The sequence below is a fragment of the Streptomyces sp. GSL17-111 genome, from assembly GCF_037911585.1.
Classification (GTDB): Bacteria; Actinomycetota; Actinomycetes; order Streptomycetales; family Streptomycetaceae; genus Streptomyces.
Genome location: NZ_JBAJNS010000001.1, coordinates 3,328,372 through 3,348,426, shown reverse-complemented (window position 1 = coordinate 3,348,426; position 20,055 = coordinate 3,328,372). Strand labels below are relative to the sequence as shown.

The following is a 20,055-nucleotide window of genomic DNA, read 5'->3' as shown; positions in this document are numbered from 1 at the left end:
TGCCGTGTCCGCACCGAAGCGTGGCCCTCTCCGCGCCACCGATCGATGCCGGATTCCGAGGGGCGTCGGGCCGCTCTGTTTTCCGCCACTCGACGTCCGCCCCGCAAACCTCTCCGGGATTCGCGGGGGCCCAGCGGGGCGCACGTGACCGAAAGAGCATCTCACGCGGCCCATTATTCCCGGTTTCACCCTGAACACCTGTCCGGAAAAAGCCCGTCCTTTCATGCCCAGGCCGGGTACCCGTCCGGCCCGACCGATCAGAAGGACCTCAGTGAGAAAGACATCAGACGCAGACTCCGCCGCCGTACCCACCGAAGTCGACGAGGTCCGGGAATGGCTTGCCGTATTCCTCTCGGAGCCGCACGAGGACCTCGGACGAAAGGGCAGCGTCTGCCCCTTCGTCGAGCCCGCCCTGCGAGCGGGGTCCCTGTGTATCGAGACGATCAGGTACGACACCGACAACCACTGGCACGGCATAGCGGATGCCATGCGAAGCCAAATGGACAACTACGCCGAGCGCACCTGGCCCGAGGGGAAGGAGTCGGTTTCCTCGCTGACGACCGTGCTGCTCGGCATGCCCGCGCATCACTGGCCCCTGCTCGACGAGGCACAGCGCCGAGTGAAGGGCGAAGCGGCGCGTCGTGGCTTGATGATCGGGCAGTTCCATCCCCACTGACGTTTTCTCAGCGAAATGATCTCCGCGAAGGGGTATGAATCCCCCGTGCGTGAGCAGGCCGGTCGGGCTGGGCCCGGCCGCAGGCAGACGTAAAGCCCCTGGTAGGACAGGTCTCACCACAAGATCATGTCCGCAACACCAGAGGCTTCACGTTGGTCACCTATGTTGCCACGCTCGACGTCCCACGCCATGTCGTGGCGTACCTGTCCCGTCTGCTGGCCGCGCGCCGACGGCGACTTGGCACTCCGCGTGGCAGCCGCGCGCTCGGCCCGTTCCGCCAGGCCGTGCTGGTGCTGCGCTGGTTCCGCGAGCGCGGCTGCGTGCACTGCCTGGCCCGCGACGCCGGGGTCTCCCAGGCCACCGGCTACCGCTACCTGCACGAGGGCATCGACGTCCTCGCCGACCAGGCCCCGGACCTCCACGAGGTCCTGGAACACAGTCAGCACGACGGCATGACCCATGTGATCCTCGACGGCACGCTCATCGAAACGGACCGCCTCACCGGCGTCCGGGACAACGGCAACGACCTCTGGTTCAGCCAGAAGAACAAGGCGTTCGGCGGGAACGTCCAGTTCCTCGCAGCACCCGACGGCACCCCGCTGTGGGTCTCCGACGCCGAGCCAGGGTCCACCCCCGACATCACCGCCGCCCGCATCCACGCTCTGCCCGCGCTGTACAAGGCGGCAGCCGACGGCCTGCCCACGCTCGCCGACAAGGGCTACCTCGGCTCCGGAATCGGCGTCCTCGTCCCGGTCCGGCGCCCGAAGGGCCGGTCCGAACAGGCCCTGGACGCCGACACGCGCACCACGAACAGCCTGATCACAGGCGTCCGAGCCCTCGGCGAACGCGCCGCAGCCGAACTCAAGCAACGCTGGCGCACCCTGCAACACGTCACCATCAGCACCAGCCGAATCGGCGACATCGCCCGCGCCGCCCTCGTCCTCAACAAGATCTGGAAATGATCAACGCTGAGAAAACGTCACTGCCCGGAGCCTTCGGTGTGGAACTCGTCGTTCACGGTGGCACGAGCGCCTCAGCCCACCTTCGCCATCCGCCGGATGGCGGTGCACGACATCCTATTCCTGCACGACGATCCGGCACTCTTCGCCGAGTATGATCGACGCTTCGGTGACCGCTACCGCACGAAACGTTCCGGTAGCCATCTCCCGCAACGTTTCGTCGATCTGTACGAGACCGCGGCGAAAGGTGTCGCACCGAAGTCGGAGTACATCGCCTACCAGAGCATTGACACGCTGCTCTCCCTGCAGCAACCCCACACCGACCACCCGGCCGAAATGACCTTCTACCTCGTCGGCCAGGCGAAGGAACTGCTCTTCAAGCTGGTGTACGAGGAGATCTGCGCAGCCCGCCTGTCCCTCGTCGTCGACGAGGCCGACAAGGCGGCATGGAACCTGCGGCGCGCCGCCAAGGCACTCGGACCGCTGACGACGACCTGGGACGTCCTCAGCGGAATATCACCTGCGGAGTTCAACGCCTTCCGCGATCAGCTGGGATCTGCTTCCGGAATCGACTCCTTCATGTACCGCATGCTGGAATTCACGCTCGGACGGAAGTCGGAGTCCATGGCACGTCGGCACGCGGACGTGGTCGGCGTGTCGGAGTCCGTCCACCGGGCCCTGCACCGAAGCAGCGTCTACGACGAGGCCCTGGAGCTGCTGCACCGGCGCGGCCTCCTCGCCGGCGCATCCGGCGACGGGGCGTGGGAGCCCGAAGCCGCACGACAGGCGTGGGCCCGCGTCTACCAGGAGCACGGCCCGGCGAGCGACCTGTTCCGGCTCGGCGAGACGCTCGTGGACCTCGCCCACGCGTTCAGCCGATGGCGTTCACTCCACCTGCTGCTGGTCGAACGCACCATCGGCAACAAACCCGGCACCGGGGGCACCACCGGAATCGACTGGCTGCGGCAGGCGGCCGAGCATCGCTTCTTCCCCGAGCTGTGGGAGGCGCGATCCGTGCTCCCGTCAGGCGCCCCTCCGTGGTGAGGCGCGGGGCGATCAGGAGAACCGGCGAACACACCCAGAGAGGCGACGGCATGACACCGGGCATCAAGGTGGCTCAGCGCATCACCGAACGCTACCGAACGCTGAGCCCCGCGTCCGCGCGGGCCTTCGACGCGGCGGCGAAGTCGCTGCCGGGGGGCGACACACGGACCATGACCACCTACGCGCCCTATCCGCTGTACTTCAGCCGCGGGGACGGCGCACGGGTCCAGGACCTCGACGGTCGCTGGTATCACGACATAGTGGCCAACTACGGCGCCCTCACCCATGGCCACAATCACCCCGCGCTGACGGAGTCCGTGCACCGGCAGATTCAGCGGGGCACCGCCCTGGGAGGGCCCAGCACCCTTCAGTACGAGCACGCCGACCTGCTGCGTGCCCGCGTACCGGCCCTCGAACGCCTGCGGTACTGCAATTCAGGCACCGAGGCCACGATGTGGGCCCTGCGGACGGCGCGCGCCCATACCGGCCGGGACGTCATCGTGAAGATCGACGGCGGATACCACGGTACGCACGACTGGGGCCACGTCAGCGCGTTCATGCCCGGCGGGACGACCCACCCGCAACTGCTTCCCGACCTCGCGCCCGCGGAGCTGGCGCCGGGAGTGCCCGACTCCGTCCTGCGGGCCGTGGTGACCGTTCCCTTCAACGACGCGGAGGCGGTCGCGGACGTGCTGTCCCGGCTCCGTGGTCGGGTGGCCGGCGTGATCGTGGAGCCGGTGCTCGGCGTGGGGGGCGGCGTCCCCGCCCACCCCGGGTATCTCGAGGAGGTGCGGCGGCTGACCGTACGTGACGGCGTTGTGCTGATCTTCGACGAATGTGCCACGTTCCGCCTGGGGCCCTGGCAGGTGAAGCACGGGGTGCGTCCGGACCTCAGCACGTTCAGCAAGGTCGTGGGAGGCGGTCTGCCCATCGGTGTGTTCGGTGGCCGGGCCGACATCATGTCCCTCTTCTCCCCCTCGCAACCGCAACCCGTTCATCACGCCAGTGCCTTCGGCGGGAACAGCCTGTCCCTGGCCGCCGGTACCGCCGCACTGAAGACCTTCGGCGACGCCGAGATCGCCCATCTCGACCGCCTCGGTGAAAGACTCCGCTCCGGCCTCGACGCGGCGGCCCGGAGCGCCGGAGTCGCAGGAAGGAGCGTCGGCGAGGGAGGCCTGAGCTACTTCCACTTCGGTACCGCGCCGCCTCAGGACGCCGCCGGTACCGCAGCGGCACGCCGGGGCAGGGGGCGTCTGCGCGCCCTCGTCCACCTCCACCTGCTCAACGAGGGGTTCCTGACGGCACGCCACGGCCTGATGTGCCAGCACATCGTGACCGGGACACCGGTCATCGACGCGTTCGTCGAGGCGTTCGCCCGCACGTTGCGTGTGCTACGTCCCTACGTGGCCGATCACCACCCCGAGCTCCTGAGGGACCGCCCGGTCGGTCCGCCCACCCCGCCGATGGAGCCGAACGGTGAGGCCGCCCGATGACAGCGCCTCACCTGTGGACCCTGCGGCGGACCCGCGCAGCCCTTCGCCGCGCCGAGATCTCCCCCGCCGAATACGCTGCGGAGCTCAGGAGTCGCCAGAAGCGGCTGGCCGACCTGTGCGCCTTCATGGACGACGCCGGGGCTTGGCCGCCCGTCGAGCCACGGCCGACGGGTCCGCTCGGAGGTGTGCCCCTCGCCGTGAAGGACAACATCGACGTGGCGGGCGTCCCCACGACGGCCTGCACGCCCGCCCTGCGCCACCACACTCCACTGCGACACTCCGCCGCCTGGCGACGCTGCGCGGAGGCGGGCGCGGAGCTGATGGGGAAGACGACGCTGCACGAACTGGCCTACGGGGTGACCGGTGCGCACGCCGAGCACCTCACCGCCCGCAACCCGGTGGACCTCAGCAGACTCGCGGGCGGCAGTAGCTCCGGCACGGCGGCGGCCGTGGCCGCCGCGATCGCACCGGCCGGGCTGGGCACGGACACCGGCGGATCCGTCCGCATCCCGGCCGCGCTCTGCGGTGTCGTCGGCTTCCGCCCCAGCACGGGCCGCTACCCGAGCGAGGGGGTCGTCCGCATCTCACCCACGCGTGACACGGTCGGTGTCCTGGCGCGCAGCGTCGACGACGTGCGCCTGCTCGACGCGGTACTCAGCGGTGAACGGCCATCTCCCCCGCCCCCGCCGCCTTCCCTACCTCCCGTCCTCGCGCTGCCCCGTGCGACGTCCTGGGCCGGACTCGATCCGGAGGTGGCCCGCGTGGCGGAGGAGGCGTGCGACACCCTGCGTGCTGTGGGGTGGTCCCTGCTGGAGCTCTCACAGCCGCTGTACGACTCGGCCGCGCTGCTGGAAGCCGCCACCACGGTGCCGTTGGCGGAGACGCGAACGGCCGTGACCGCGTACCTGCGTCAGCACGGTTCTTCGCTGACGTTCGACGCGGTGCTCCAAGCGATCGCCTCACCCGACGTACGCGGCGTCCTGGAGCCCCTCCTCGACGGCCCCGCCATCGACCCCGGCTCGTACCGCGCGGCCCGGCTCGTGGGATACGCAACGGCCGGTGCCGCCCTGCGGGCCCTTCGGCACAGCGGAGCCGCCGCGTTCCTGTCCCCCACCACGACCACACCCGCACCGCCCATCGGAACCGGTGAGTGGATGACGTCAGGAGGGCGCGAACGTCCGACCTTCACCACCTACATCCGCAACACCGCGCCGGCCGCCGTCTGGGGGTGGCCCTCGCTGACGGTGCCCGCCGGGTACACCTCCAGCGGCCTCCCCGTCGGGCTGCTGCTCGACGCCCCGCGCCACCATGACCAGCAGCTGCTCGACGTCGGTCACCGGTGCGCGCACCACCTGTCCGCCGTACGCCGTCCTCTGGATCCGGAGACCCCATGACACCCGTCAGCCGACAAGACGCCGTACCCGCTTCCGGCTGGGGAGCCGAGCGGCTGGATCTCAACGCCTACCTCCGTCGCGTGGGCCTGCGCGACCTCCCGGAGGCCGCCACCCCCGGGGCGTCCCAAGCCACCCTCCACACGGTGCACGCGCTGCACCGCGCCCACCTGGCCGCCATCCCCTTCGACAACATCGACCTCGTGCTGGGCGTCCCGGTGAGCCTGGAGCCCGGCGCGATCGTGGAGAAGCTGTGCCGACACCGACGCGGAGGGTGTTGCCACGAGCACAACCTGCTCTTCGCCCTTGTGCTCGAACGCCTGGGGCTGCCCGTCGAGCGCCTCGCGGCCCGCGTCCTGCTCGGCGGGGAGGGCCCGCGGCCGCGTACCCACATGCTGCTCAAGGCGCGGATCCAGGACGAGGAGTGGCTGTGCGACGTGGGTTTCGGATCGGACGGCTACCTCGACCCGCTGCCGGCCAGGGACGGGGCGGAGGTGAGGCAGTACGGCCGGAGATTCCGGGTCGTGGCCCACGACCGGTTCCGGTGGAGCGTCGATGCCTTGAAGCCCGACGGGTGGACGTGCCTGTACGAGTTCACGCACGAACCGCGACAGCCCATGGACGTCACCGTCGCCCACCACTTCCTGAGCACCCACCCGAGGTCCATGCTGCGCACGGCACCGCTGCTGCAACGGCTGACGGCCGACACCTGGCTCCACCTGCGGGGCGACCACCTCAGGCGCGTCACTCCGTCAGGGGAAGCGGCCGAACACGTCACCCGGGACACTCTCCCCGGCGTTCTCCGCGACTTCGGCATAGCGCTCAACCCGCGCGAACTCGCCGGCCTGAGGTGTCTTTTCCCAGAGCGTGCACCGAACGGAGCGGAGTAGCGGCATGGAACCCACACGGTCGGTCCTGGACAGCGGCAGGCTTCCCAACGACCACGAGGACACACACCTCATACGGCGCTACGAGGCGCACGGAGGAGACGCCCGCGACCTCGTCTACCTGAGCCTGGGTGAGACGTGGAAGGCCGTCGCACCCGGGCTGGCGGCGACGCTCGCCGAGCAGGTGCCCGCCCACGCGCACGGCTACACCTTGTCCCCCTACGGGCTGCCCGCCCTGCGCGAAGTGCTGCGGTCCTACATCACCCGGACACACCACCTGCCGCCGACCGGTGCCGCACCGTACGACGTGGCCGTGAGCCAGAGTGGCACGCGGGCCGCCATGTCGGACTTCGGCCGCCTGCTACTCCGTGGCACCCGGACGGCCGACGCGACGCCCACGGCTCTCGTTCCCTCCCCCGGCTGGGACTACGGCGGCGTACTCGCGCCACTCGGCTACCGGCTGCGTTCCTACTCCCTACGCCCCGACCAGGGGTGGCAGCCGGACGTCGAGGAGATCGAGGCGATGCTGGACCGGGCGGGGCGCGATGTTCTCCTCGTCCTCAACCCCCAGCACAACCCGACCGGCACCGACTGGGCGGCCGACCGGGTCAGGAGCATCATCAGAGCGGCCGCGACGCACCGCGCGGCCGTCCTGATCGATGACGCGTACTACGCGATCCACACCCCCGGCCATCCTCCCACCAATGCGCTGCGGATCCTGGTGGAGGAGATGCGGCGGACCACCGCTCCGTGGCTGGCCACCAGAACGCTGGGCAAGCAGTTCCACTGCAACGGCTGGGGTATCGGGGCCCTCACCGCCGCTCCGGCCACCCTGGTCGGTCTGGCGCGGATCGCGCAGGAGCGCTCGTACGGCTGTGCACTGCCCTTGCAGGCAGCCATGGCGGCCTGGCTGGAGAAGGACGCGGCGAACGCCTTCCTTCACCACCTGCGTGGGGCGTACGCCTCGGCACGCAGACAGGTCACGGACCGTCTCCACAGCGATCTCGGCTTTCCGCCGCAGGCCGTGCACGCCGGAACGTGCAGCGCCTACCTGCGGTTCCGGGTACCGGCTCGCTTCGTACGCGACGGCACGGAGGCGCACTACCGCCGGTTGTGCGTGGCCGCCGGAGTCATACCGGGTGCGGGCAGCATGACCGGTACGCCCAACACACCGCCCCGGGGGGCCGGTACGTCGAGCCCGTATGTGCGTCTGTTCGTGGGGCAGCCGGGGCACGTACTCGACGAAGCGCTGGACCGGCTCGCCCGGGCAGGGCTCGGCTGGTGAGCCTCCGCACGACCACGGTGGCCCGCCGACCGCACCGGCGCCGGCCCGGTACGACGCCGACACCGCCCGGCATGCACCGGAACAGCAAAATGGCCCGGCGCTGATGCGCCGGGCCATTTCGGCCAGTAGCGGGGACAGGATTTGAACCTGCGACCTCTGGGTTATGAGCCCAGCGAGCTACCGAGCTGCTCCACCCCGCGTCGGTGAACACCACCCTACGCCATTCCTGACCCTCCTCCGACCACGCCCCCGGGAGGCTCCCGCCACCTCCCGGAAATCCCCTACCGGTGGCGTCCGGAAAAGGCGGACACTCGTCTCATGACTGACATGGACGCGTTCCGGCAGGCGGTCACCGCCTGGGCCGCCGGAGGCCCCGGCGACCCGGCCCAGGAGCTGGCCGCACGGCTGCCCGTGCGGACGGTCGTCCTCCTCGAAGGCCCGAGCGACGCCGCGGCGGTCGGCGCGCTGGCCACCCGCCACGGCCGGGACCTCGCCGCCGAAGGCGTGTGCGTCCTGCCCATGGGCGGGGCCATGAGCGTCGGCCGCTACGCGACCCTCCTCGGGGCACCCGGCCTCGGCCTGCGGCTGACCGGCCTGTGCGACGAGGCGGAGCGCCCGTACTACGCGCGCGCCTGGCAACGCGCCGAGGCGCCCAAGCGCGACGTCTTCGTCTGCGCGGCCGACCTGGAGGACGAACTGATCCGCGCACTCGGCACCCGCCGGGTCACGGAGCTCGTCCGAGCCCAGGGCGACGACCGCGCCCTCCACACGTTCCTGCGCCAACCGGCGCAGCAGGGCCGCCCCGCGTCCCAGCAACTGCGGCGCTTCCTCGGCACGAAGAAGGGTCGCAAGATCCACTACGGCCGCGTCCTCGTCGAGGCCCTCGACCCCGACCGCACCCCCACCCCCCTCACCTCCCTCCTCACCACCCTCTGACCCATCCGGGCCTGCTCCTCCGCCCCTCCCGAACGTGACCAGGACCGTCATCGACCTCGACGAGGCGATGGTCACCGAAGCCATGCGCATCTTCGGCACGAAGACGAAGGCCAAGGCGGTGCGCCTCGCCATGGAGGACGCCGTCAAGCGCCACCTCCGGCAAAAGCTCTTCGACGCCATGGACGCCGACGATCTCGACTTCAGCGACATCCTCGCGGCGACCGGCCCCCGCAACGCCGACTGCACCCCTCAAGCGCGGCAACGGAGACGACGCGGGCCGCGCCGCCTGATGCAGGACCGCTACCTGATCGACAAGTCCGCGCTGGCCCGTTGGACGAAACCTGACGTGAGAGACGTCCTCACGCCACTGCACGAGCGCTCCCTGCTCGCGGTGTGCCAACCCACCGCGTACGAGATGATCCACTCGGCGCGGGACGGTGCCGAGGCGGTGCGCATCAGCACGTGGCTCCACGCCTTCGACTACCTGCGCTCGGACGACGACACCTGCATCCGCGCATTGGAGGTGCAGCGGCTTGCGCTCGCCGGGGGAGCCCACCGTGCACTCTCCCCGCCCGCCCTCCTCATCGCCGCCACCGCGAAGCTGAACCGGCTGACGCTCCTGCACTACGACGGGAACTTCGACATGATCGCGTCACTCACCGGCCAACCCGCCGAGTGGGGCGTCCCACCCGGCACCGCCGACCGGTGATGACCACAGCGCCCTGCTGGGCACGCGACCGCCTGATTCCGCCCGGTCGGTGAAGGTCAGCCTTCCTCGTCACGCCCCTGCGCCCCCCGGCGACGGCGCGCCCGCTCGGCGAGGCCGCCGGACAGCCTGCCCCCGACAGCACCGGCACGGTCCAGGGTCTCGATACCGAGACTTCTGGCGGCCCCGAAGCCCTTCGCTCCTGTTTCGAGTGCCCTGTCCCTCGCCTCCGACGCCGCGTCCACCCAACGTCTCGCCTCCGACGACCGACGACCGGACTCGATTCCGAGGCGCCCGTTGAACTCGTAGACGCAGGTCGCGACATCGTTGCTCGACCGGACGACCGCCGGGTACTTGGCCGGGTGCAGCAGCACCTTCGCGTTCGCCGTGCCGGCCGCCGCCTCCATCCTGGCGATCAGCCGCCCGGTGCACCGGGCGATGTGATCCAACCGGTCCCGCCGGGCGGCGTTCAGCCCCAGGCGATGTCCGTCCAGCCCCTCCGGGGAATCGTCCCGTACCCGGTCGAGTTCGAGCACGGCGACGGCGTCCTGCAGGTGCAAGCAGCGAGCCAGAACAGCGAGCCACTCCCGCACTGCGCGCCGAGCCTCCTCAGCCGTCGTGGCGAGCTCTCCGATCGTGGTCTCGCGCTCCATCTTCTCCGCGAGTGCGTCAAGTTGGCGCAACGCGTACGCCTGGGTATCCGCGATCGTAGTCGGCGCGAACTGCACCTTCGACCACGTGACCTCGTCCACCCCGCCCCGCGCCTCGCGCAGGGTCATGGCCTCCTCGACGACGTAGCCCACGCCGATCATGCGGGCCAGAACGGCGTCTTTCTGGGCCCGGAGCACGTCGTCGACCTTGGCGTCGATCGTGGCGAGGTAGTCGGCTATCTCGTCCATGGTCTGCTGCATCGCGATCTGCGCCATGAGCCGTGCGGCGTTGGCCAGCGTGGCCGGGTTGGGCAGCAGCGACCCCGGCCTCTTCACGAACTCGACGAATCCCTTGACCTGACCACCCGGCCCCTTCACGACGCCGGTGGCGAGACCGTTCTTCGCGTTCTCCCTCAGCCCGTAGGTCTTGACCTGCTCCGCCGACTCCCGCGTCAGCTTCACCCAGCGACCGGAGTGGGCAGCGGCCCCCGAGCCCGCCTCGGCGAGCACGGACCCCGCGCCTAGGGCGGACGTGAGCCGCTGCAGCCCGAGGTCCGTCGACGGCAGCCCTTCCGTGGCGAGGAAGCGCTCGACGTCCGCCGCGTCCCCGATCACCGCCAGTCCGTCACCGTCACTGATCAGCTGGATCTCGTTGTCCATCGCCCGCTCCCGGAGTGCCGTCCCACCCGCAGGGGAGAGTAGCGAAACTCAGCCCGACCCGGGTGCTGATGGGCATGGTTGCGCCGCTGCAGTCGGCCCGGAGGACGGTCGGCTCCCCCGGCCCTCTCCCGTGGGACGCTGCGCAACCGTTGACGGTCCGGCCGTGCAGGCCCCACATTCCAACGGGCCCCAGGCCAAAACGATGCGGCGACCGGCTCTCCACGAAGGGGCGCATGTTCTCCACTTCGGCCGGGATCGCCGCAGGCGACAGGACCGCCTGCGTCCCGGCCAGCTGACACAGGTACAGCGTTGGATCTCGCTCATCCGGAGCACCCGGGCGATGGAGTTCAGGACCTCCTCCGACACGTTCTCGGCCCGGCCCCGCCCGCCGGACGGGGTCACCGGCGGCGCTGATCCGCCGGGGCCGCAGGGGACGATTCAGCAGCAGGGTCCGGCTCAAGGGAATTCGAACCCTCGACCTACGCATTACGAGCCTGCAAGATCGTGACAGATGGTGATCCGTCATCATAGTCGGTCCGGTTTTGCCTGGTCAGAAGCTTGCCGGGATCTCACACGTGATGCCCGAGTCCAGCGAATGCCTACCCGTCCGCTCACGCATCGCTCACGCGCCGAGACCACCGGCGTCGCTTGGCTGAGGCCCCGTCGAGCAGTACGGCGCAGTGCCCGTCTGCCACGCCTGTGGTCGCCTGCTGAGCCAATGGGTATCGAGCCAGACCTCGTGTTCCGGTCGTAGCCGTACCGCCAGAGGCCGACCATGAAGCTGCGCGTAGTACGGAAAGTGGTCAAGACTCGAGGCGACATCCAGGGTTCCGGAGACCGTGTCCACTGCGATAAGGCCAAGGTCGAAGAGCCTGTGGATGTCACGGCGCAGTAGCAGTCCGCCATAGTCATGGTGCTCACCGCTCTCGGCATAGCTGTAGAGGTGAGCTGCTTCCAGGGCGGGAGGCGGTGTGGGGCCCGTGAAGGCGCATACTTCGCCCTGCTCTCGCAGCAGCCGTTTACGGAACGCCTCTTGGCCAACGCGTGTTCGCACAAGCGACTGCCTGTGGCCCCCTGCTATGGCCAGGCGAACGGCTGCGGCTATGTCCTTGACGTTGCTGGTCTGGCCGGTGGCGTCAAGAAGCGCCTGCCGCAGCCGCTCCCATCGGGCAGGACGCATACTCAGCTGCGACTTCGGAGCATCGCAAAGAGACCGAAGCTCTGGGCCCGAGAGCAGACCGCGACCGTTCATCCATCGCTTGCCATGCGCAGACCGGTAGGTGGTCACTGGCCTGGCGCTCTGACGCGGCGCGGGAAAGAGGTGACCGCATTTGCCGCAGCGGTACGCTGGCTTCTCCCGCTGACGCCGCTTGATGTCGGCCTTCCCGCACTGCGGACAGGAGTACAGCGTCTTCTCGGCAGTCGCGGTGTCGATAGCCTCTATCACCGAAACGCCGATGAGCTCTTTCCTGTCCCACAGGGCTATCACGTCCCCCACTGCCACACGGGAGTGGTTCTGAACAGTACTGTCCCAGCTGTAGTGCTGAGACGCACTGTCGTCATATCCGTCGTTCCCAGCGTGCTCTCGGCTGTCACCCAGCGCCAACATCAACCACGCAGTGAGCGACTCTGTCGGGGATCTTGTGCGGGCGGCTCATTTGCCTTGTCGCCACCAGCACTCCCAGGTCAGGCCGCGTGCGTCGAGGTACTGCTGAAAGCTCGTGGGGCCTCGGGGGCGGTGGGGGTGTCGGGTAGTGCGTGAGGCGAGGCGTTCAATGTTGATGGCGATGCCGGTCAGGACGTGCTGCACGTGTGTCTTGCGGTGGCCGTGGTAGCGGCTGCGGCGGGCCCGGTGTCCGTTGATGAACTCGCAGATGGTGCCTTCGACTCCGGACCGGGTGGCGTAGAGCCTTCTCCACTGGGAGTCTTGCTGGTCCGCGCGGTTCTGGGCTTGCAGTTCGTGCAGGTGGCGGGGGAGGAAGTTCACGGTGCGGGCGGCGGTGCCACGGGTGCAGGCGGGCCGGTCGGGGCACGAGTCGCACTGGTGTGGGTGGAACCGGGCCACGGTGTAGGGCGCCATGGCTGGTGGCTCGAGCCAGATGTGGCTGGTCTCGCCGTTGGGGCAGGTGACCTTGCGCTGGTCGAAGTCGATGGTGAAGTCGTCGCGGTTGAAGCCGGCCTGTCCCTTGTTCTGCCAGGCCCCGCTGGCCTTGACCGGGCCGACGAGTTCGACCTGGTGGTCGTGTAGGGAGCGGTGCAGCAGCGAGACGGAGAGGTAGCCGCCGTCGAGCAGGTGTTGCCGGGGCAGTAGCCGGCGGTCACTCAGTCGGGTGTGGATGCCGGGGAGGGCCTCGGTGTCCCGGGTCGGCCTGGTGGTGGCGATGTCCGTGATCAGGTTGGCCTGTGCATCGTCGGTCCCGCAGGTCTCGGTGACGTGGACCAGGTAGCCGCTCCAGCGGGTGTTGCCCCGGATGGCCCGGCGGGTCTCGCGGTCGTAGGGCGTGACGATCCGCATGGCGCCTTTGGGCTGTCCGTCCTTCTCGGTGCGCGGGCGTATCCCGCCACGGGCGTCGAGGAGGAAGTTCTGCACGACGATCTGTCGCAGCGTTTCCGCGCGAGGACCGCGCCGGTGCGGCGGTAGGCGCTCGAGGAGCCTCCGGGCGTCGGCTCCCGCCTGCTTGAGCCGGGTGGCAGGGTGACTGGGCTGGCTGGGGAGCCGGACCGGACGCCCGTAGCGGGTGGCCCACTCCGCATCCACCAGACCGTCGAGGATGTCAGGTGCCCGTTGGGTGGCTTCTTCCAGGGCCGCGCGTACTGCTTCGAGGACCAGCTCCAGACGGGACAGGTCCCGCGCGGCGGCCAGGACCTGGGTGGAGTCGGTGCGCTGCCTCCCGCGCTCAGTGACCATGCCGGCCTCCCGCATCCGCTCCAACGACAGGGAAAGGAGCTGGTCCGCGCGGTCGTCCTCGCACAGACGATCACGGAAGTCCGTCAGCACACTGTGGTGGAACCCGGGGTCATCCAGCTCCAGGGCCAGGGCGTACGTGAAGTCGATACGACACCGGACCGCCTCGGCCGCCTGCCGGTCGGAGAGGTTGAGCAGGAACTGCAGGACACAGACCGTGGCGAGCTGGGCCGGGGAGAGTCCGGGGCGGCCGTCGCGCGGGTACCAGGAGGCGAAGTCCCTGTCGTTCCAGAGTCCGTCGAGGTGATCACGTACCCACATCGCCGTGGTGCCACTGGGGTTGCTGGCCCGCGCCATCTGGGCTGTGAGCTCGGGAACTACCGCACCGGACCGGGGACGAACGGACACTGATCACCTCAGGAGGACGGAACTGCGCAGGACCGTCTGAAGTGTTCCAAGCGCAACCAACCCTCGTCCCGAGAACCTCAAGATCCCCGACAGAGTCGCTCGCTGCCCGTCCACGCTCTCCTGTCTTGCACTGCCGCGACCGATGAATGTCAGATCCAGGCATCGACGGATCGGATCCGGACAGATTCGATCAACCCGACGTATCCGCTTGCGACTTCGCGGGGTTGCGTTCGATGCTGCTGAGGCTCGAAGCAGCAGAAGGTGTCCGGCCATGGCGTCGTGCCATGGCGGCTTCTGACTCGCGAGCCTTGGAGATCCCGTGGACATTCATGTCCTGCGGGCCGGTTCGGCATGTCCGCCCGAACCGGCGCGCCCTTCTGAGCCATCGCGGCTCTCGCCTCGCCCTGCATGTGCGGGCACTCGCCCCCTTCCCCTGTTCTTGGCAGAGCCTGTCGGATCCGACAGGGGGGCGCGGTGACCATCCCCCCGTTCGAGCCGAGCGTCGCCCAGCAGACCGCTCTCGTAGACCACCTCGTCAACGCAGTGGTCAGCGATGCGACCGGCGAGGCCCAGGGAGACGTCTGTCTGGGCGAGCCCCCAAGTGCTCGGTACTTCATGGAGAGCCTCGGCCCGCACGCCGTCGAACCGGGCGGAGCCGCCCCGCGGTATGGCCGCACGACCCCGGACAGTCTCGGGTTCGAGTTCGAGGCCGAGAACGCCAGCTCCATCACCGTCAAGGCTCGGGCATCGTTCTACTACGCGGCGCTTCCGACCCGAGCGCAGCAGCTGGAGTGGGCCGGTGAGCGCGAGGAGCCGTACAGGCTGGCCCCTCTGTTCAAACGACTGACTGTGACCGTCGGGCCCGTGGACATCGTTCTGGGACACGAGGCCGGCCTGCGTCAGACCCTGGAAGCTGAGTTCCGGCGCGCCTTCACGGACGCCGTGAAGGTAGCCCTCCAAGATCCTCGGATCGACCGCCGTGTCGGGAACGACCGCCGAGAGCGGCTGGTCCCACCTGGCGCGATGGCAGACGACGGGGCCTTTGAACAGTGGCTGACCCGGGAGGTGGGCGGGGACCCCGTGGTGCCTTCTCCCGCCGCGCACGTCGTCGTCACGTCAAGGCCCGTCGCGTCCGGGCGGCTCCGCGTGACCGCCACTCTGCAGAACCTCGCCACCGATCCCGTCGTGACCGTCCAGGGACGAGGCAGCAACGCCGGCCGTACCCGTCGCGACGAGACCAGGGACAACGCCCTGTTCCGCGCGGAGCTGGAGATCCAGGGCGACCATCTCCTCCCCATCGTGATGGACCTCGGTGCCGACGCCTACCGCTACTCCGGAGAGCTCGGGGCGTACGCGAACAACTGCGGTGTCGAGCCCCGGTGGCACGAAGGCAGGCTCGTGGCCGTACGCAGCGTGCCCGTTCCTCAGCACGACACCCATCGGGCCGTGGCCAGAACCGATGAGCGCTGGAGTTACGCGACACTTTCGGCCGACCCGCTTCCCGTTCTCGACGAGCTCGCCGACGAGATGGAGGCGTACCTGGGGGCGCCTGCCTGGAGCACCGAGGATCTGCAAGACAGGCCGGAGTTGGCCCAGCGTAAGGAGGCAGACCGAAGGGCCGCGGCCCTGGAGGTCGCCCGCTTCCGTGACGGTGTCGCTTGGCTTCAAAAAGACAGGCGTCTCCTGACAGCGTTCCGGCTGGCCAACGAGTCCATGGTGGAGCTCAACAAGCGACGGAAGCAGCCCAGCCGTGGGTGGAGGCTCTTCCAACTGGTCGCCATCGTCAGCCAGCTCAGTTCCCTGGCCTGGCGGGAGCACCCCGAGGACCTCTTCACACCTGGCCTCTGGGGCGACGAACACGACGTGGATCCGACCGAGGCGGCGACCGTCGTCTGGTACCCCACCGGCGGCGGCAAGACCGAGGCGTATCTCGGCTTGGTGTTGGTCTGCATGTTCTACGACCGTGCGAGGGGTAAGTCAGTAGGGGTCTCGGCATGGTGTCGCTTCCCCCTGCGACTGCTGACCTTGCAGCAGACGCAACGCCAGCTCGACGTGGTCGCCGCCGCCGAGACGGTCCGCAGCGAGAACGCTGACCTGTTCAGGGAGGTTGGCGGCGCCCCGGGCTGGCCGTTCTTCATTGGCTTCTACGCCGGTGGCGGCAACACCCCCAACTCGCTGATCGCAGACCGCATGATCGACCGCCTTCGTTCAAGCGAGGAGGAACGGCATGCGTACCGCCTTGTCCATGACTGTCCCTACTGCGGTGAGCGGTCAGTACGCATCCCGGCGCCCGACCCACAGCGGCTCAGGCTCCAACACGTCTGCGGCAACGAGGCGTGCGGGAAGGTCCTGCCGATCCTCGTCGTCGACACCGAGATCTACCGGTACCTGCCGACCGTCGTGGTCGGAACCCTGGACAAGCTCGCCAATATCGGACTGTCGGACAAGTTCGGCGCCCTCTTCGGCGACGTGGACTGCTGGTGCCCTCCCCACGGTTTCGGTCGGGGTGGTAAGTGCCACGAGCGTCATGCGCCGGGTCATCCGAAGACCCCGCCCCAGCCCCTGGGAGAGCCTCTCTACGACCCCTCCCCGTCGCTGGAGATCATCGACGAGCTCCACATGGTCAACGAGGAACTCGGAGCCTTTTCCGGCCACTATGAGGGCCTCCTGGCCGAGGTGCAGCGCACTCTGTCGTCTCGGCAGCGTCCCGACGGTCGGGGTGTTCGGATGAAGGTGATCGCCACCACGGCCACCATCCGGGGTGAGGACCGCCAGAGTGAGCACCTCTTCGGTCTCAGGTCGGTGGTGGTGCCCCTCCCGGGGCCCAACCTCGACGAGAGCTTCTACTGGCGCCTCGACCGGAGCCTTCCGCTCCGTCGCTTCGTCGGAGTCATGCCAACACGCGGCACGGCGGAGATGACTCTGGTCAGGATCCTGACGTCCGCCCACCGGGCACTGTGGAAACTCGACCGGCGGAAGAATCTTCCCCCCGCCCTCGCGAGTTGGTCGGAGGACGAGCTCCGCGCAGTCGTCGACCTTTACCGCACGAGCCTCACGTACGCCACCACTCTGGTCGACTTCGGTCGTATCCGTCGTTCGCTGGACACTCAGGTCAACGAGGCCCTGCGCAGGGAGGGCTTTCCCGATCTCAGGGTGGCCGAGCTCAAGGGCGAAACGCGCCTGGACCAAGTGCGCGGCGTCCTCGACGACCTGGGAAGCACCAACGGCAACACGGGCATGGTCGTCGCCACCAGCATGGTCAGCCACGGAGTCGACGTGGACCGGTTGAACCTCATGCTGTTCAACGGCATGCCCCGGTCCATGGCGGAGTACATCCAGGCGTCGTCGAGGGTGGGCCGCGCCTACCACGGCCTCGTTTTCATGCTCTTCAACCCCGTGAGGGAGAGAGACCGGTCGCATTACCGCTATCACGGCAAGTTCCACGAGTACCTCGACCGCATGGTCGAACCGGTGGCCATCAACCGCTGGAGCAGGTTCGCGGTTCGCAAGACCCTGCCGGGGATACTGATGGGGCAACTTCTCCAGATCGCGAACCGTGACTGGTGGCGGGCGGGTAACGCCCCTGGCCACCTGCACGACCTCTCGAAGATGCAGGCCGCACTCCGTACCCCTTCCGGCGGGGGTCTGGAAGGAGTCCAACTCACCGAGCTGCTGGAGGTGCTGCACTCCGTCTTCCAGTCGGACCGACCGGAGGGGCAGGAACTCCGCACTGATCTCGAGGACATGGTGGAGCACGCCCTGGCGAGCCTCCGCTCCGCCGGTGCCTCCGCCGGTCTCACGGGCGGGAACAACCGGGGATACCGCGCGACTGGCGACTACCTGGGCCTCGAGTACCGGCCCATGACGAGCCTCCGCGACGTCTCCGAGGGCATCCCGTTCCACGTCGTGTCCGACAGCAGGAGGTCGTGATGGCGTTCAATCCCAGGAACGACGACATGGCCCGGGACCGGGGCCAGGTTCTCTACCGGTACCGCCCCGGCCAGACCTTCGACCACCGCGGCGGCTACACGGCCCAGGTAGTGCAGTTCGGGCGTGACGAGGAGTTCGACGGTCCCTCGCTCGACCGGGACCACCTGGTGCAGGAGGCGATGCGGTTCGTGCGCAGATGGCGGGCCGCCGGCCGTGCGCTCTCCGCCGGAGCTGACCGGGCGCCGGAGTTCCCCGGGGACGAGGACCGGCTTGCCGATCGCCACTACGAGGTCGTGGTCCCGGGCAAGGTCTTCTGCCGCATCTGGCCTCGGGTGGTGCGCTGCTCGAGCGGCGGGTGCGGACATGTCTGGACGTCCAGTGACCCACGGCCCGGAACGGACGACTGGCCACCGGCCTGCCCCACCTGTGGCAACGCAGTCGGGAATCGACAGCTTCAGTTCGTCTTCGCGCACAAGTGTGGCGAGATGTCGCCCATGTACCCACCGAGCAAGTGCCCCAGGGGACATACCCGGTTCAGGTTGGACGACCGCGCGAGTCGGTTCCGTGACTTCCGGTGGGAGTGCATGACCTGTGGCTTTCCACTGTCCGTACAGTGGAGTTGCAGCAACTCCTCGTGCAGCTACCCGGACAAGTTCATGCACCCGCTGCTCCACACCGCGGGCACGGCGCATGTCGGGCAGGGGTTGACGCTCGTGAACGTGACCACGGCAGAAGAGGCCACCCGGCAGAGCAACCCCCTGTACACGGCTGCCGTGCTCGGCTGGTGGCTCGGTGAGATCACCGAGGACGAGTTCCGGCGGCTCACGGACGGGCACACGGTGGACGTCCCCGACGAGGTCGTCGAGAGCATCCGTGCGATGGAGGAGGCCGGCCTGAACGATCAGGCACGCGCACTCCGGGCACGCTTCATGCCGGTCGAGGTGGACCATCTGCGGGACAGTGTGAGCAAAGCCCTCGGGCTGGACACCGAGAGCGACGACGCCCGCGGGCTTGCGGCCGAACTGCACACCTATCGTCGGGTCCTGAACCTGGAGCGCCTGGGTGTCCCCCGCCTGCAGCGGGAAGCCCGCAACCCCGAGCGCCGCGCCCTGTACGAGCGGTACCCCGGCGTACTGGGGGCTGCCGGACTCGGTCAGGAGACCTGCCTGATCAGTGATCTCCCGATCACCTACCTCGCGATCGGATACAGCCGGACGGGGTTCAGCCCCGAGGAGGCCGACCTGGTGCCCTATCGGGGACGTGCCGCACGAGGTGCACCCGAGAAGACCCTCCTCTACGCCCACCCCACAGAGGCGGAGGCTCTCCTCTTCCCCGTGGACCGGGAACGGGTAAGCCGGTGGCTGGTCCGCAACGAGCTCGTGAGCCGCAGCACCCTGGACGACGTAGGGGGCGTCACGAAGTGGTTGGTGCACCAGCTGGGCCCCAGCGACGGCCAAGCCCTCTCTCACGAGACCCGGCCGGAACCCGGGCACCCTGATCTCCCTGTTCACGAGCTGTTCGGCCTGCTTCACTCCCTGGCCCACCAGCTGCTCCGGGCTCTGGCGGTCGACAGCGGCTACAGCGAGACGAGCCTGTCCGAGTACCTCTTCCCGTACGACCTGGCATTCGCCATCTACCCCAACGGTGGGAGCGACTTCAGCCTCGGTGCCATGCGGACGGTACTCGAACAGAATCTGGACGCGGTCGTCAGCCGTGCCGTCGACAACGACGCGTGTCTGTACGACCCGAACTGCATGATCACCAACGAGGGTGCGGATCACGGCTGTCTCCAACTCCCCGAGACCGCCTGCCAGTCCTGGAACCGGAACCTCTCCCGTTGGCATCTGTTCGGATCTCCCGATGGTTCCAGGGTCGGGTACTGGGATCCGACCCTGTGAACCACCGGTGCTGGGGGCGGGAACTGAACCAGCACTCTCCCCCACCACATTCCGAGCGTGCGCGAAATTCCCAACCAACCGTCAGCCATGGACGATTCGGAGTCTCCGTGAAGCCCGAGCTGGATTTCCTGGAGGTAGTCTCCGACGCGCGTGCCCGCATAGGTGCGCACCCGGCTTGGCAGTCAGGGTCGGAAAGGATCTACGACCTGCTCCGCACGGCGATCAGG

At 68.8% G+C, this 20,055-nt stretch carries 14 protein-coding genes and 1 tRNA gene; 11 read left to right on the top strand and 4 right to left on the bottom strand.

Annotated features, from left to right (window positions below):
* Positions 1-271 precede the first annotated feature (271 nt).
* The 7 genes from V6D49_RS14935 (at position 272) to V6D49_RS14905 (ending at position 7,735) form a co-directional block, all read left to right on the top strand.
* Complete coding sequence (locus V6D49_RS14935) at positions 272-676, top strand: DUF6875 domain-containing protein (RefSeq protein ID WP_340560202.1); 405 nt, start codon at positions 272-274, stop codon at positions 674-676.
* Positions 677-828: 152 nt separating this feature from the next.
* Positions 829-1,638 (top strand): transposase family protein, encoded by an 810-nt coding sequence (locus V6D49_RS14930; RefSeq protein WP_340560201.1) that lies wholly within the window; start codon positions 829-831, stop codon positions 1,636-1,638.
* 6 nt (positions 1,639-1,644) lie between these two features.
* Positions 1,645-2,679, top strand: a complete 1,035-nt coding sequence (locus V6D49_RS14925) for a tryptophan 2,3-dioxygenase (protein ID WP_340564021.1) — start codon at positions 1,645-1,647, stop codon at positions 2,677-2,679.
* A 50-nt stretch (positions 2,680-2,729) separates the two neighbouring features.
* The gene (locus V6D49_RS14920) at positions 2,730-4,172 is read left to right on the top strand and encodes an aspartate aminotransferase family protein (RefSeq protein WP_340560200.1); all 1,443 of its coding nucleotides are present in this window, start codon (positions 2,730-2,732) and stop codon (positions 4,170-4,172) included.
* Positions 4,169-5,566, top strand: coding sequence for an amidase family protein (locus V6D49_RS14915; RefSeq protein ID WP_340560199.1), 1,398 nt, complete (start codon positions 4,169-4,171; stop codon positions 5,564-5,566). Before V6D49_RS14920 ends, V6D49_RS14915 begins: the two co-directional genes overlap by 4 nt.
* On the top strand, positions 5,563-6,453 hold the full coding sequence (locus V6D49_RS14910) for an arylamine N-acetyltransferase family protein (protein ID WP_340560197.1): 891 nt from the start codon (positions 5,563-5,565) through the stop codon (positions 6,451-6,453). Before V6D49_RS14915 ends, V6D49_RS14910 begins: the two co-directional genes overlap by 4 nt.
* A gap of 4 nt (positions 6,454-6,457) precedes the next feature.
* Positions 6,458-7,735, top strand: coding sequence for a pyridoxal phosphate-dependent aminotransferase (locus V6D49_RS14905; RefSeq protein ID WP_340560195.1), 1,278 nt, complete (start codon positions 6,458-6,460; stop codon positions 7,733-7,735).
* Between the two features lie 126 nt (positions 7,736-7,861).
* On the opposite strand, the gene V6D49_RS14900 is transcribed toward V6D49_RS14905, so the two are convergent.
* Positions 7,862-7,935: transfer RNA gene (locus tag V6D49_RS14900), tRNA-Met, on the bottom strand.
* Between the two features lie 118 nt (positions 7,936-8,053).
* On the opposite strand from V6D49_RS14900, the gene V6D49_RS14895 reads away from it, so the two are divergent.
* Positions 8,054-8,671 (top strand): TOPRIM nucleotidyl transferase/hydrolase domain-containing protein, encoded by a 618-nt coding sequence (locus V6D49_RS14895; RefSeq protein ID WP_340560194.1) that lies wholly within the window; start codon positions 8,054-8,056, stop codon positions 8,669-8,671.
* Between the two features lie 289 nt (positions 8,672-8,960).
* Entirely contained in the window at positions 8,961-9,380 is a 420-nt protein-coding gene (locus tag V6D49_RS14890; RefSeq protein ID WP_340564019.1) for a PIN domain nuclease, read from the top strand.
* Positions 9,381-9,436: 56 nt separating this feature from the next.
* Here V6D49_RS14890 and V6D49_RS14885 read toward each other — a convergent pair whose 3' ends face one another.
* From V6D49_RS14885 to V6D49_RS14875, 3 genes are all read right to left on the bottom strand, one after another.
* Positions 9,437-10,687 carry a hypothetical protein gene (locus V6D49_RS14885; protein WP_340560192.1) on the bottom strand — a complete coding sequence of 417 codons (1,251 nt, stop codon included), beginning with the start codon at positions 10,685-10,687 and terminating at the stop codon, positions 9,437-9,439.
* Positions 10,688-11,309: 622 nt separating this feature from the next.
* Entirely contained in the window at positions 11,310-11,867 is a 558-nt protein-coding gene (locus V6D49_RS14880) for an HNH endonuclease (RefSeq protein ID WP_340564017.1), read from the bottom strand.
* A gap of 474 nt (positions 11,868-12,341) precedes the next feature.
* Entirely contained in the window at positions 12,342-13,949 is a 1,608-nt protein-coding gene (locus tag V6D49_RS14875) for an IS1182 family transposase (RefSeq protein ID WP_340555948.1), read from the bottom strand.
* 525 nt (positions 13,950-14,474) lie between these two features.
* On the opposite strand from V6D49_RS14875, the gene V6D49_RS14870 reads away from it, so the two are divergent.
* Together V6D49_RS14870 and V6D49_RS14865 are read left to right on the top strand one after the other, a co-directional pair.
* Positions 14,475-17,930 carry a helicase-related protein gene (locus V6D49_RS14870; RefSeq protein WP_340560191.1) on the top strand — a complete coding sequence of 1,152 codons (3,456 nt, stop codon included), beginning with the start codon at positions 14,475-14,477 and terminating at the stop codon, positions 17,928-17,930.
* Positions 17,930-19,828: a hypothetical protein gene (locus V6D49_RS14865; protein ID WP_340560189.1), complete on the top strand. Its 1,899-nt coding sequence runs from the start codon at positions 17,930-17,932 to the stop codon at positions 19,826-19,828. Before V6D49_RS14870 ends, V6D49_RS14865 begins: the two co-directional genes overlap by 1 nt.
* The last annotated feature ends 227 nt before the right edge of the window (positions 19,829-20,055 follow it).